We start from the raw sequence: 13578 nt of genomic DNA on the forward strand, positions 1-13578 counted from the left end.
GTTTCCACCCCCTTTCTTAGATCAGATTCATGTAATCATTCTTCTTCTCTTGGAGTACTACATAGGCATTTAATAATGCAGCAGTACCATCTATACGCTTCCTTTGGTTTGCTAACTTTGTAGGCTGAATATTGAGGTTCTTGTCAATTTCAATAGCAGTATTACTCAAACACCATTTATCAATTTGATTGTTATTGTAATTAACAATTTTCTTCTCTAAGTCTGCACCCAATAACTTCATTGGACTTGAAAGTGTCTTCTTACCTTGGAATACTTTAATCATTGCTTCCTTGCCGAAGTGACCTTCCATTTCCTCAACCCAATAATTAGCTGACCAAGCATCATAACCTATCCACGGAAGGTAAACTCCATGAACATCTCTCATTTCAAGGAACCATTCTGTTACAAATCGAGGGTGAACTGTATTGCCAGGAGTAGTTCTCAGTAGCTCCATTTCCTTCCAAATATCATAAGGTACTTTATCCTCTTCAGTTCGTTTTTGTAAGAGATCTTCAGGTAACCAATACATTGACTTAACATAAATATTCGGATCATCTGGAAGCATAAAAATAACCTTCGCTGCAGTAAGGTCAGTTGTAGATGAAAGATCACAACCACCTATTCCATAGGAAGGTTTAAGTTCCGCTAATTCGTATGTAGCAGTATTATTCAATTGTTCAAACGTTAACCAAGCCTCACTTGAAGTCTCTCTTATATTGAAGTCTTTACATAATAAGTTCTTCACTAATAATGGGTTAGATTTGGCTTTATTGACTTTAGTTTCAAGTTGATCTAATTTCTTAATGGTTCCAAGTCCTGGATTTGCTTTTTTCCAACATGCTGAATCTGTCCATTCTTCACGCTTATCTAATTCATAAATGATTGGTAATACACGCTCATCTTGATATCCTTCAGGATCATCATATCCATTGATTATTCTCTCGCACTCTTCGTATTTAATATCAAATATACCTTCTCGAACAGTACCAGCAGTAGTTGTAATAATAGATATAGGCTGTTCCCTTGCCGTCATCCCATCGACTATTACATCGTAAAGGTTTTTATCCTCAATTGCGTGCAGTTCATCGATCAAACTGGCATGTAAATTAAGTCCGTCAAGAGTGTTACTGTCACTACTAAGTGGTTTAAATGTTCCCTCATTGAATTCAGAAGCAATCTCTCCAACAAGTGTTTTTATCCTCTTCCTGAGTACAGGAGACTTCTTAACCATTCGCTTTGCCTCTGACCAAATAATCTTTGCTTGGTCTTTCTTTGTGGCTGCAGAAACGATTTGTGGGCCTGATTCTCCATCAGCAACCATCATGTATAAAGCAATTGCAGATCCCCACGCTGATTTTCCGTTTTTTCTAGCGACAATTAAAATAAATTCCCTATGTTTTCGAGTACCATCAATCTTATGTACAAATCCAAATAAAGCCGATGTCATTGCCTTTTGCCATAATTCCATAATAAATGGATTATTTGTACCTTGACTGTGTTTGCAAAAATTCTCTACAAACTCAATAGCATGATTGGCTTTCCTAGCATCATATTCCCATATGCTATTTTCATCATTCATTATATTGATTAGGTTTTGATAAACTTTTCTTACTTTTAGACTTACAACTTCTTCACCAGATTCAATTTTATTATAATACTCAATTATCGGATTATAATCTAATGGATAAGTTATCATTTACTATTCACGAAGGCATTAAACCCATCGTCCTCTGTTTTAGGCTTATCCTTTGGTAACAGGCTAAATAACTCTTTACAAACTGTTGTATATCTTTGGATCATGGTATTGTAAGTTTTTACTGCAGGACTTTCACGTAAGATTGAGTATTCACCCTGTTGCATTTCATCAATAGCACCCTTAGCATTTATGTCTTCCTTCAGCTCATTTAATGTTGCACGCATAAAAGCAGCTTCTTGAACTAGACTCTCCACTGCAGATTTTTTGTTCTTATCGAACTCTTTGAAAATCTTGTTAAGTCTGGATACTTCTTTCTTAATGTTCTTTTCTTTTTCTGTAAGTTCCTTTTTACTCACAAATCCTCTCTCCTTCTTCAAATATTCTAGGGGTGGGGTTATGTACAAACTACCTATGTGTTACAGAAAAGTCCGACTCGCCGGTCTCCAAGTTTTTTTCAAATCCAAAAAGACAGGGGGACATAGAAATTTTTAAAAAATTATTTTTTAAACTTTTTCAATTGAAACAATTTCATCTGATTTTATCGCAAACTCTTTTCCAACTATAAATGTTTGACTAGTTCTCAATAAATTTAATACATTAGCAAACTCTTCTTCAGTTACTTCTATTCTCATAACCTTAGTCCTCAACTGAACTCTCATTGTTGTCATTAATAATCCCTCGCTTTTTGTACCAACTCTCCATGTTCATTAAACATTAATCCATCAACCAATGGTTCTTTCCAGAAGTGTTCTTTGTTATGGCAATCCCTGCACAATAACTCAAGTAGCTCATGGTTTAAACTAATCAATGGATCATTAATATTCTCAGGTGTTAAGTAAACAGTATGGTGAACTATATCTCCACCTAATCCACAACGCTCACATAATCCATGCTGTGAAACAAAGTAAGCATTTCTACATCTCTGCCAACGTTTAGACTTATAGAATTTTTCAGCATATGGTTTTATAACTTACCGTCTCCCTTCTTCAATAACTCCTGCATCTCTTCAAGCAATCTCAACTCTTTCTGTTTCAACTCTTGAAGCTTCTTTAAATTGTCCTGACATTGCTGCACCAACAACTGTATATCTTCAATTGACTCCTTCACTTCTTCTCACCCTTATTAAACAGATATATACAAGCTGCCGCACTCGAAAATAACACCATCGTTGCTATCACTTTTAGCACTCCTTTAAATTTAGACAATAAAAAAGAACACAGATAATACTGTGTCCTGTACACGTGTTTTCCTTCTTACTTAATTACAACATGTATAAAGATAAGTGCCATCTATAAGCACTTGACAACCTTTACATACAAAAACTATTTCATTGCTCTCTTGATTCATTTTAACTTTTTTCAGCCCTGCATTACTGAACCATTCAGGATTTTTCTCAATGTTCTCGAGGAAAAATTCTTTTCTCAATTGGTTATTGTCTACTTTATGTCCTAGTAATTGTTTTTCAGGATAACCTTTTACATCTCTAAGCCATGTTTCCCATTTTAATGCTAACTCTGAGTAATTACCATGACCATCTAATGGTCCCCTTTGGCCTTTTGAAGCTATTTCAATACCAATACCCAACGCTCTATCCCAACTAATTTTATTCCTCATAATCCTCACTCCCTTAATGCCAAAATAATACATTTCGAGAAAGGTTACAAGAAATATTTTCAAAGTTAATAAAACAAATAAAGCACTCTCGAAGGAATGCCTAATAATTTTATTTACTATATAACAATTTATCTACTTTAATAAAAATTTCTTCAATGTCACCTTGAGGAAGACCAAACTCTTTATTTGCTTTATCTAAAACAATCTCAATAGGTTGACCTTCTTCTAAATGATACTGTTTCACAAAGTTATATATCCTCATAAGTTCAACTGAAATTGCTTGCTTTCGAGTATCAAGGTCTTGTTTTCGTTTATCTAATTCTGGAGTGACTGATATCGATGAGCCATTTGTTGCGTAGATTTTATTGTCTTCTATTTCCCACCTAAAAATATTAGGACTTCTCAATCCAGGAACATGTACTAAAAAAGCTATAACATTTCCTGTATGTGACCACTCTGTTTTATATTGAGGGTACTTTTGCTCAAGAAAGTCGCCTAGTCTCTTCCCATTTTTTAATCTATACTCTTTAACTTTAGAAATCATACAAAACCCACCTTTCTACCTATTAATTTCGACAAAGTCACTCCTTATCCTGCAAATATAGTATAATATTGTAAATTACTTATGGGATGGTGTAAGGTGTGGAGGATAAATTTAGTTGGTTTTGGTTGAGTACAGAGTTAAAATTTAATGATTTAGAAAAGTATGCAGTTAGTGTTGAAGAATTCCTCCAAAGTAAGAGCAAAGAGTTTGAAGACCTTGTTGAAAAGGAAACTCTAGGTCTCAATTATACACAACAAGAAAAACTTGAATACTTTGACCATAAGTATGCAGATGATTATCTAAACTACAAAAACTCTTTTCCAAATATATTAAGACGATCTTTATTTCTCCATATCTACTCAACATTTGAACAACTTCTAATGTCATTATGTCTTGAATATGAGGATAAATTATCAAATAAAATAAAACTTGATGATTTAAGACATAAAGGGATAAAGAAAGCCCAAGTATTTTTAAAACGAGCTGCCTGTATTCCTTTCCCTGATGATGTTCCAGAATGGACTAAGATAAAAAATTATAATGAAATCAGAAATCATTTTGCACATGACGGACGTAGAGTCTGCTCAGAAAACTCCAGTCTTTATAAAGCAATAATTAATACTGAAGGTGTTATCAGTAAACTAATGATTAAAGATCCAGTATCAAATGAAATCCTACACGACTTTGAACTTACCGAAGAATTTTGCATTAATGCTATTGAAACTATAAAAAACTTTTTATTTTTACTTGATGCCAAGATACCTATTGAGCATGTCAGATAATAAAAGAATAAAGCCTTGATGTGTGTGGGTGGAGAAACTAATAATCCACCCTTTTTTTTTGCAATCACCTATGTATTTCCTTCTTATTGTCTTGCTTTATGATATGTACTACACCTGACTGATCCACTGTATACTTAATCCTTTTTCCATTCCCCATTAGATACTAGCTCCCCGAACTGCATCAGTATAACGATTAAAGGATTCAGGAATATATAACTTGTACTTACTATTTATTTGCTCAATTCGCTTCTCAACTATCCTATATACTTGATCAATTTCATCTTTTGTCAGTAAATCTAAAGGAACATTATTGTACATAGTAAATTCAGGGTACAACCTTTTCATAACCTCATCGTACGCCATAGCTGCTTGTTCAGGCTTAGAGTAGTTAGTTCCGAAATTATACTTAGTACCATCAATTTTAATAAAACATCTATACTTACCATTTTGCTGAGTAACATTTTTATAGTTAAATTTATTATCTTTCCGTGCAGGTACATTTCTGTTGTTCTCAGCTGCAGTTGCAATTCTTAAATTATCTGACCGATTATCAAGGGAATTTCCATTCTTATGTTCACTATGTAGGCTAGATTTATTACCTGAAACCAGACGATGCATACTAATACTTTTCTTGCTTTCACTATCCCAAGCAACTGCATATCCTTGACGATTCGGATCACCAATAATTCCTTTACCATCATGAGTCCAAATGTACTGACCAAGATTAAATTTTAGATAACTCTTCAGATCCGTTAAAGCATATCTCCCATGTGCATTGACACCTTGCAAATAGATATATACTAGCTGCCCAACAATTAATGTTCTATTTGGTTCTAGCTTTCTTCTTCCCATCTATATCTTCTCCCTTATGATTTAGTTAATGGAAAGGGTGTCGTCACGACATGCCTATGTTTTGAATCTCCAGAAATAATTCAGTTCAATCAGTACTGGGGAGAAGCAGTACATCTTAAACTAAATTATTTATGCAAATTCAAAAAACTACTTGAAAAACGAGTTTTATGTGTTATGATTAAATGGGTTATATTGAACTTTTTTATAAATATTAAAAAAAGAAGAGGAAGATATACTCACCCTATTAGTGTACTTTAGCTTTCTTTCTTCCCTAAGAGACGATTATCTCTATAGATATAAAAAGTGGCTAGAAATCCTTTGTTCATAAGGTTTCTAGCCACTTTGAAGTTAATAATGTTAAGCTGAGTTTCTTTTCTTCCTCATCGCTAATTTAGACTTCTCTCTGTTTCTTTTAATCTGACAATCTTCACAACGCACTTGTCTTTGTTTAATTTTTCTAAACTTCGAGTTACAGCCAGTGCAATGTAATGCTTCGTTCAAATTCATTTCTAAATTTTCTTCAATAATTTCTCCAAAACTCTCCCATAAGCTGTCCTTAAATCTACTCTTCTTATTGTTATACAGGTGTTCAATCAACACATCAGTAACATAATACTCATCTGAATTAACCTCTAACAGTTCATCTCTGATTAATTTATATACATACAGCTTACCTTTTTTATTTTGAACGTCTTCATTATGGGCATTTAATAATTCCTTCTTATTCTGATCAAGCTCTTTATACCTTTGAATGATAGCCATATCCAATTCAACTGATTTGCTTTTCATCAAGAGCTTGTAATCAAAGGAACCACCAGCAACTTCTTTAAAGGTAATTCTTTTGTTCGGAATTATCTTTTCAAGCTTATTCACTGTGCTACCGTTACTCTCTTCAACCCTCATCTTCTTTTTAGTACCATTCTTATTTTTATTCTTTTTCTTATTGAATTTAAAGAAATGCGGCATCTTTGAATTTATGTATTTTTTTATTAATACCTCTATGTGTTCAGGCCTTGTTAACCTAAAGAGTGTCTTGGCGTAGTCAATTTCAAAATTCGATTCCATACAGAGCCAAGATATTACATCAAGATCCGGTTTATCACTGTTCCAGACCTTAGTCACTTGGTTGGAAACCTCTCCAATTGCACCGTTAGTGTCAAAGGCTGCTTTAAGGCTCAAATAAATATTATCAGCATCAATTAACTGTGCTGGAGCTTTCTCCATTTCATAATACAACGGAACAACATGATCATTTCTCATATTTCTCTCAGCAACTTCTAATAATTTTTCATCCTTATTCTCTGACAATACAAGTACTTTGTCACCGTCCCAATCATTTTGGATCAACTTACTTAAGAGGCTTTCATTTGAAACATAAATAGCATCCGTTTTAAAATACTGTTTCTTTTCTTCATCAATTACATTATCTTTCAAGCCCCATTCCCTGCTTAAATGAGGACTTCTTAGGATTCCTACTCTACCTGAATCATGCAACCTGCAAAATACTTCATTTTCTTTTAGCAAACTCTTTGCCTTACCTTTGAATAAATACTCACTAAAGCTGTACAAATCAGGAATGATAAATGTAAATGAACCATTAACATTAAGTTTACCTGTCCAAGAATCTTGAACTAAACTCTTTTTCTTGTTTTTTATTGTTTGCTTCGAGTGATCATCATTTAATAATTCAGGGTACATAATTAACGCTCTCTGAAAACTCCTTTTTCTTTCATTCGTTTCAGTTGCTCCAAGAATTTTCAGCATTACCTTTTTATCATTTCCAATTGAATTAATATCGTTAATTGTTGAGGCAGCAATCTCAGTTAATTCTGCATCGGTTACATCAACTAAACTTTGAAGCATTTGATAATTAATCTTACCCTCACTATTCAATTCATCTTCCTCTTCATTCAATTTAGCAGCCTGACATTTATACTTATTGAACCTCTCTTTGTAGTCAGCCCAGGATTTAAAATAAGAATGCATCTTAAACTGAGAGCGAGTAAAGATAATCTGTATATCATCCTTTTCAATATCCCACTCTACACCATCAATATCTTTAACTTTTGTTCCATGTTGTCTAAAATCATAAACTGCCAATAGACCTTTTATCCAAGGTAACCTAACCATAAAATTCTTTTCTGAAACGGTGGGTAATATCATACCTACACCATCAGTCACAGTGACAGGTACATCCATTTTTATATTCCGTTGGATTTTATAAGTATCTCTATTTATGTAATCAACTTCGGAATTTACCACTAAGTCCATATCATCAACACAAATGCATCGATCGATATCAAAGCCCAACCATTCTTCCGAGGCTGAATTTATTAATGCTTTATAGCTTAAATATTTATTTATGTTACATCCTTGTTTTTCACTATTATTAATTTCATCTATACCTAGCCCACAAGTGAGCGAACCTTTATGTTTTTCCCATAAATCCTTCTTGATCCAAACACCTTTTTTCTGCCTTATCTGTCCTGCGCTGGAGGAAAAGTAAACGTACTGTTCACCCTGATGATTAACAAATCCATCTTTAATTAACCCATCAAGGACTTGAAAATGAAACGACTGAATTACAATAATATCTTCAGTTAATTCATCCTCTTCCAATCCTAAAGTTCGTGTTAACACCGAATCAAAAATTGATATAACATTGTTCTTGGTTAACTCATCCGACCTTAAGTTTCTGATTCCCTTATGATTATTAAAGGCAGCATGCAAATCCATTTTTAACTTTTCAATTTCTTCATTAACTAATCTTATTTCATCATTTATTCCCTTTCTCTTTTCCTTAAGCTCCTTTTTACTCAATTGAGCACTCTTAAGCTTATCCTTACTTTTAGTCAACCTTTTCTTATATCCTTTAAGACCAGTGATACGTTTATGTATTTTATTTTCTTCCTCGTTATGAAAGCAATATGTTCCTAAGCTATACACAAAAATTTGTTTCGATAAATTTGTCATTTAACATTTCTCCCATTCTGTATAAGATTATTTCTAAAAAATACGTATATTTAAATCAAACTATGTATAATTGTTCGTCTTTTTATGGAATTAAGATAATAAAAATCGACCACTCAATTTGTGATCTGTTCGTTCGTAATTTGCATTTTTTTAAAACCATGGATATTTAGTACAGTTAGAAAACAGCTAGGTTATTTTACTTTTATTATTTATAGATAGATTTATTAAATATTAATTATGTAATAAAATTAAACTTAAAAATAAACTGCCCTGTGTTATATGTTTACTAAAAATCAATGGTTTTTAATTTCACATATTTGAGGATAATCCCCACATCATATCATCAATTTGCTGCACATTAGGAGCTTCTTCAGTTGCCTGCTTCATTATTCGGTAATCATTAAGATTCATTCTCTGTATCTTTTTAATAGGTAATTTAATATCTGAAAACGCAAAGTACTCATTAGTTATGTATGTGTTGGCCTTTCTTTCACCATCTTCAAGACCAGGCACAAAATACTCTTGATTATGTATGCAATTTACCATCCTATAACATCTAATTGCCTCAATGTCTTTCTCCAGAGTGCTTATAGGTATTGCTATTTCCTTAGACAACTTTTCAATTGAGACATCATATCCTTCACCGTAATATTCATTCATTCTTTTTAAGTAGCAGTATAGATAAAATCCTCTAACACCTACCTCTTTCTTACCCATGCAGAATAAGAAAATTTCAAATGGAACTACGTGAAAGTTATGTGGTTCATAAAATAAGCCATCTAATATTCCTTCTTTATAAGACTCTGAATCTCTGTGCAAATGTTTTATAGGTATCTTTATTTTGAAGTTTCTCCCCTTCTGGTTAATCAACATCTTTTGAATATCTTTATCCATATCGCTAAAAAAAATGAATTCAAGTTCTGGATCTTTAAATTCCCAAGCAATCGGATAATCATTAGTTGTTTCAGTGTAGCCAATTTCGTCAAGTATTCCGTTTTTCTTTATTATGTAGTCAACTTCCTGACTTTTTCTTGTATATGTTAAGACTTTCTTTATGTCCTCTATCGTTATGTTTATTTCTCCATATTTTGCATTTCTGTATAACCATGAGATTAAGTAATAATAGGAATACGCAAATGCAATATGCTTAGAAATTGCATCCTTATTTTGTCCTCTCTTTTTCCTAATCCCCTTAACAGTTTCTACTTTAATAAAATTATTAGATTGCTCAATTTTTTTATTCGCTGCCATTTGGATGAACGGTTTCTTGATATCATCAAATATTTCATTTGGCATAAAAACCTTTGATTCTTTTTCTCTGTACTGAAGTAATGTCTTTAAATCTTCTTCCATTTATTAACCTCCGATTGTTTCAATGTGAATTTGTTTGGATTATGTTATTTGCTTAATTTGTATTGATTCAAGACTGCTTGCAATTGCTCATTTATGTAATATAGGCTGTATAAGCGTTGGCTTTTTGGCTCCATTCCAATATGGATGAATGGTATCCCATGCTTCGATAGATAATCAGACACATGTTTTTGTTATAGCAATAGAAAAAGTCGCTGCGTGAAAAATTCATTTATGATCCACCTCCCCTCTGAGTTTTAATCATTTTGTATTTTTTCTGATACATTCCTTTAACAAAAATTTGTTAAACTAAATTTAGCCAAAATGCAGAATACTTTTTCAATCTAGACCCCCATTAATATATTTGCTGTCCGACCGTCTTATTGAGTGGTCGGATATTTTTTATTTCCAATAAAATCAGTATTTTACTTGAATACCCTATTTTCCGTTTTGTCGAAAATTTCAACATATAGTAGTTGTTTTTTTGATTGACACACAATATATAGATTGGTAGACTTATCCATGGGAACACACTTTCTGGTGGGGAAGGAGGTTTAAACCATGGCACGTAAGTCTAGTTCTAAAAAGACAACAAGCCCAAAAGTAGCTTCTCTTGCTTCAAAAGCTTTAAGAAGTAAAAAGTCCAGCAAAACAACCAAGACACTAGCTGCAACAGCATTGGCACAAGCAAAAAGTAAAAAGAAAGCTAACTAACAACATTTACGGGGAGAGGGATAGCAGCAATGCTATCTTTTCTTTTTTTAATCCAATTTTATAAAAATGAAAAATTGGATTGCATTTCACATAGTAAACATTTATAATATTGATATCAGAGACATGCTCTGTGGATCAGACAAAGCATGTCAATAGTATTCATCCGCCGATATATTTTAGTGGTCAGATTATGAAGCTTTATTAATTAAACCAGCTATGTAATCAGCACCTTTTGGAGTTACTAATGTCACATGTTTGACACCTATTGGTGTTGATTTTGCTTTTAGTTTAAAATATCCACGATTGACATACTGCTGATAAGGCGTATTATCTTTCATCAGTAATTTATTCTCACGCATAAATGCAAATAATGTATTCCTTCCCCATCCTACAATTTTCGCAAGACTCTTCATGTCCAGTAATCCATCCGAATTTATGAATTGTTCATACTTCTCCACTTTTGGCATAGCAATTAATAGTTGCTCCTTTATCATCCTTTTTTCTTTCAACTCAGTGAAATATGCTATTGCTCTGTCTTCTTCATTCAATGAGAGGTATTTATCTACAATCCCTAGTTGTTGTGTCTTTATAGTGTAATAATCATCAACAAGCATTTCGTAAGCATCCCATGCTTGATTAGTATTTAGAGACTTCGCATGTAACCAAGCTCCTTTTTCAGTCCAAAGATATAAAGAACTGGCTGTTTTGGCTACTACGGAATTATCGTACTCGTACTTAAATACCTTTAAATCATCATTTATTAATAAAATAAAGTGTTTACCTTCAGTGTATCTAGATGAGTTATTGTTAAAGTTTTCAGAAATACGTCTTGCGTTAGTTCCATAAGCTTCAGCTAACTGCTGAGTAGTCAATACTCTTTGATTACTTCTTTCAATAATTTGTAAATTGTTCATTCAATATCTCCTTTATTATTTATATTACTTTTTCATTACAACTTTCTTTATCATTTGAATTTATTACGTCAATATTTTAAAATTAAAGTATAGATTGTTTACATATTAGGCTGAAATACTGCCAATACTTCAGCCATTTAAACTTAAATTTGGTCTGAGTTTAGGAACTCATTCCAATCAATCTCGAAATCTATAACATTGAAATTGTAGACTTCTTGATAGTAGTCTTCTAACTGAAACTGAAAGAAATTTACAACGGATTCATTTAATTGAAGGTTCGCTTCTTGCAATGCAGATCTTTCTGTATCTGACTCAACATGAATACTTACAACAAAGGTAGCACTTAGCTGATTTGGCTGGGTGCTATTATTCTGTTCTAAGAATAGATCATGAACCTGAACAGATATTGACTCATCTGCCTTATTTGAGAGTGTAAGTTCTTTCATCCTTAAGACAATTTCTTCATGCAGGTTAGAAACATCCTGATTTGCAACTGTATTCACCTTGATTTCCCCAAAAACCTTACCGCCTTTTACTGCTTCGATAGTTGCTGACATTTCATAATTCCCCCTTGGAATAACCATTAGTTTATTTTGTGCTGCGTTTATTGCTACTTATGTTAAGTCTTAGATGTATGTATCAATTAGACTATTTCTTATAAGCGTCCCCTCCCTTCAAGGGTAGGCGATCAATTAAGACCGCCCTTATTTTCTTAAATGCTCCTTCAGTGAAGGCTTGTATTTAAAAATTAACTCGTCTAATTCATTCATAAATTCCCTATTATCAATTAGGTGTTCTGATATCAACATTAATGATTTCAAATTTATACTAGCTACTAATCCATCTTTTGAAAGTTGATTAAGCTTATTTGCCTCATCAAGACCCTTGATATATTTCCTACTCATAGATTCTTCAATTTGTCTCATTGTCTCTTGGATAAGATAGATAGTTGTTATTGTTTGTTTATCACTAGCCGAAATTTCTTTTGAAAATAATTCTTTATTAATGTTGCTGAATTCAGGAATATTAGTTTGTAGATCATTGAGTCTTTTCTCCGGAATTCTTGATGTTTTTCCCTTAATCCAGTCGGTAACAGTTTGATTACTGACTCCTATTTTCTCTGCGACCTCCTTATACTGAATATCGAATACTTTACAAATAAATTCTAATCCGATCATTATAAATTTTACACCTCTTCTTTTCTGACTGAATCAGATGTTAACTTTATAATAATCTGACCGAATCAGATTGTCAATATTATTTCTGATTTAATCAGAAAAATTTTTTTCACTGATAACCATTAATAAGACTATATTCCCAATAAACTACAATTTCAAGAGGTTGACTTCCAAAAAAATACAAATATCAGCAAGTTTTTTATAGTTTTTTAACTTTTTTTCAAAAAAATTGAATTTCCCACTCCAATTTTTTAAATCTGAAAAATTGGAATGAAATATCATGAATTGAAGACGTTACTAAACAGCCTTTGCGCTTAATTTTAGTCACCAAACCAAATATTAAAGTCACGTAGTCACCAAGTGTCACTTTTAGTCACCATGTAGTCACCAAATCCATAAAAAAAAGAACCTTACCATAAAAAGGTCGCAAAAAATGGTAAGGTTCTTATTATTAATGGTCTTAGCGATTGTCAATTGTCTCCGGATATAGATCATGGTTCATCAAGCGGTAATCGGCCATTTTTTCATATTTCGTCCCCGGCTTTCCGTAGTTGCAATACGGATCGATGGAGATTCCGCCACGTGGTGTAAATTTGCCCCAAACCTCAATATAGCGGGGATCCATTAATTCGATAAGATCATTCATAATGATATTCATGCAGTCCTCATGGAAATCGCCATGATTTCTGAAGCTGAAAAGATATAGCTTCAATGACTTGCTCTCTACCATCTTTTGATCCGGAATATAGCTGATATAGATGGTCGCAAAATCCGGCTGGCCTGTTTTTGGGCAAAGGCTCGTAAACTCAGGACAATTAAACTTTACAAAATAATCGCGGTTTGGATGCTTATTATCAAAAGCCTCCAGAATCTCAGGAGCATATTCAAAAAGATATTTAGTACCCTGATTTCCCAACAATGTAATATCCGTTAATTCCTCATCTTTTCTTCCTGACATAAA

The 13578-nt window shown here is 32.9% G+C and carries 16 protein-coding genes; 2 read left to right on the forward strand and 14 right to left on the reverse strand.

The window, feature by feature from the left end:
* Positions 1-16: 16 nt before the first annotated feature.
* The 6 genes from NYE23_RS16210 to NYE23_RS16240 form a co-directional block, all read right to left on the reverse strand.
* Positions 17-1696, reverse strand: coding sequence for a terminase large subunit (locus NYE23_RS16210; protein WP_341079264.1), 1680 nt, complete (start codon positions 1694-1696; stop codon positions 17-19).
* Positions 1693-2052 (reverse strand): hypothetical protein, encoded by a 360-nt coding sequence (locus tag NYE23_RS16215; protein ID WP_341079266.1) that lies wholly within the window; start codon positions 2050-2052, stop codon positions 1693-1695. Before NYE23_RS16215 ends, NYE23_RS16210 begins: the two co-directional genes overlap by 4 nt.
* A gap of 147 nt (positions 2053-2199) precedes the next feature.
* On the reverse strand, positions 2200-2364 hold the full coding sequence (locus NYE23_RS16220; RefSeq protein ID WP_341079268.1) for a hypothetical protein: 165 nt from the start codon (positions 2362-2364) through the stop codon (positions 2200-2202).
* 295 nt (positions 2365-2659) lie between these two features.
* Entirely contained in the window at positions 2660-2803 is a 144-nt protein-coding gene (locus NYE23_RS16230; protein WP_341079270.1) for a hypothetical protein, read from the reverse strand.
* Positions 2804-2953: 150 nt separating this feature from the next.
* Positions 2954-3310, reverse strand: a complete 357-nt coding sequence (locus NYE23_RS16235; protein WP_341079271.1) for a hypothetical protein — start codon at positions 3308-3310, stop codon at positions 2954-2956.
* Between the two features lie 109 nt (positions 3311-3419).
* Positions 3420-3854 (reverse strand): hypothetical protein, encoded by a 435-nt coding sequence (locus tag NYE23_RS16240; RefSeq protein ID WP_341079273.1) that lies wholly within the window; start codon positions 3852-3854, stop codon positions 3420-3422.
* 98 nt (positions 3855-3952) lie between these two features.
* Between NYE23_RS16240 and NYE23_RS16245 the strand changes: the two genes are divergently transcribed.
* Positions 3953-4636 (forward strand): hypothetical protein, encoded by a 684-nt coding sequence (locus tag NYE23_RS16245; protein ID WP_341079275.1) that lies wholly within the window; start codon positions 3953-3955, stop codon positions 4634-4636.
* Between the two features lie 156 nt (positions 4637-4792).
* Here the strand turns inward: NYE23_RS16245 and NYE23_RS16250 are convergent, their stop codons facing one another.
* From NYE23_RS16250 to NYE23_RS16265, 4 genes are all read right to left on the reverse strand, one after another.
* Complete coding sequence (locus NYE23_RS16250; protein WP_341079276.1) at positions 4793-5488, reverse strand: hypothetical protein; 696 nt, start codon at positions 5486-5488, stop codon at positions 4793-4795.
* Positions 5489-5845: 357 nt separating this feature from the next.
* Positions 5846-8461, reverse strand: coding sequence for a hypothetical protein (locus NYE23_RS16255; RefSeq protein ID WP_341079278.1), 2616 nt, complete (start codon positions 8459-8461; stop codon positions 5846-5848).
* Positions 8462-8770: 309 nt separating this feature from the next.
* Positions 8771-9814, reverse strand: a complete 1044-nt coding sequence (locus NYE23_RS16260; protein ID WP_341079279.1) for a hypothetical protein — start codon at positions 9812-9814, stop codon at positions 8771-8773.
* A gap of 91 nt (positions 9815-9905) precedes the next feature.
* Positions 9906-10043: a hypothetical protein gene (locus NYE23_RS16265; protein WP_341079280.1), complete on the reverse strand. Its 138-nt coding sequence runs from the start codon at positions 10041-10043 to the stop codon at positions 9906-9908.
* Positions 10044-10372: 329 nt separating this feature from the next.
* Here NYE23_RS16265 and NYE23_RS16270 point away from each other — a divergent pair, with 329 nt between their 5' ends.
* A complete protein-coding gene (locus tag NYE23_RS16270; RefSeq protein WP_341079282.1) occupies positions 10373-10525 on the forward strand; it encodes a hypothetical protein in 153 nt (50 codons plus the stop codon).
* A 188-nt stretch (positions 10526-10713) separates the two neighbouring features.
* Here NYE23_RS16270 and NYE23_RS16275 read toward each other — a convergent pair whose 3' ends face one another.
* The 4 genes from NYE23_RS16275 to queF all read right to left on the reverse strand — a co-directional run bounded on the left by NYE23_RS16275 (position 10714) and on the right by queF (position 13575).
* Positions 10714-11439, reverse strand: coding sequence for a phage antirepressor KilAC domain-containing protein (locus NYE23_RS16275; RefSeq protein WP_341079284.1), 726 nt, complete (start codon positions 11437-11439; stop codon positions 10714-10716).
* 143 nt (positions 11440-11582) lie between these two features.
* Positions 11583-11996, reverse strand: a complete 414-nt coding sequence (locus NYE23_RS16280) for a hypothetical protein (RefSeq protein WP_341079285.1) — start codon at positions 11994-11996, stop codon at positions 11583-11585.
* Positions 11997-12143: 147 nt separating this feature from the next.
* Entirely contained in the window at positions 12144-12617 is a 474-nt protein-coding gene (locus NYE23_RS16285) for a helix-turn-helix domain-containing protein (protein WP_341079287.1), read from the reverse strand.
* 460 nt (positions 12618-13077) lie between these two features.
* A complete protein-coding gene (gene queF, locus NYE23_RS16290) occupies positions 13078-13575 on the reverse strand; it encodes a preQ(1) synthase (protein WP_035326349.1) in 498 nt (165 codons plus the stop codon).
* Between the last annotated feature and the right edge of the window lie 3 nt (positions 13576-13578).

The sequence above is a fragment of the Cytobacillus sp. FSL H8-0458 genome (assembly GCF_038002165.1).
GTDB lineage: Bacteria > Bacillota > Bacilli > Bacillales > Cytobacillaceae > Cytobacillus.

What these genes read in the sequence shown, in the direction of transcription:
- NYE23_RS16210 (WP_341079264.1), bottom strand. Translation starts at nt 1,696, where the DNA reads ATGATAACTTATCCATTAGATTATAATCCGATAATTGAGTATTATAAT.
- NYE23_RS16220 (WP_341079268.1), bottom strand. Translation starts at nt 2,364, where the DNA reads ATGACAACAATGAGAGTTCAGTTGAGGACTAAGGTTATGAGAATAGAA.
- NYE23_RS16235 (WP_341079271.1), bottom strand. Translation starts at nt 3,310, where the DNA reads ATGAGGAATAAAATTAGTTGGGATAGAGCGTTGGGTATTGGTATTGAA.
- NYE23_RS16240 (WP_341079273.1), bottom strand. Translation starts at nt 3,854, where the DNA reads ATGATTTCTAAAGTTAAAGAGTATAGATTAAAAAATGGGAAGAGACTA.
- NYE23_RS16250 (WP_341079276.1), bottom strand. Translation starts at nt 5,488, where the DNA reads ATGGGAAGAAGAAAGCTAGAACCAAATAGAACATTAATTGTTGGGCAG.
- NYE23_RS16255 (WP_341079278.1), bottom strand. Translation starts at nt 8,461, where the DNA reads ATGACAAATTTATCGAAACAAATTTTTGTGTATAGCTTAGGAACATAT.
- NYE23_RS16260 (WP_341079279.1), bottom strand. Translation starts at nt 9,814, where the DNA reads ATGGAAGAAGATTTAAAGACATTACTTCAGTACAGAGAAAAAGAATCA.
- NYE23_RS16265 (WP_341079280.1), bottom strand. Translation starts at nt 10,043, where the DNA reads ATGAATTTTTCACGCAGCGACTTTTTCTATTGCTATAACAAAAACATG.
- NYE23_RS16270 (WP_341079282.1), top strand. Translation starts at nt 10,373, where the DNA reads ATGGCACGTAAGTCTAGTTCTAAAAAGACAACAAGCCCAAAAGTAGCT.
- NYE23_RS16275 (WP_341079284.1), bottom strand. Translation starts at nt 11,439, where the DNA reads ATGAACAATTTACAAATTATTGAAAGAAGTAATCAAAGAGTATTGACT.
- NYE23_RS16280 (WP_341079285.1), bottom strand. Translation starts at nt 11,996, where the DNA reads ATGTCAGCAACTATCGAAGCAGTAAAAGGCGGTAAGGTTTTTGGGGAA.
- NYE23_RS16285 (WP_341079287.1), bottom strand. Translation starts at nt 12,617, where the DNA reads ATGATCGGATTAGAATTTATTTGTAAAGTATTCGATATTCAGTATAAG.
- queF (WP_035326349.1), bottom strand. Translation starts at nt 13,575, where the DNA reads ATGTCAGGAAGAAAAGATGAGGAATTAACGGATATTACATTGTTGGGA.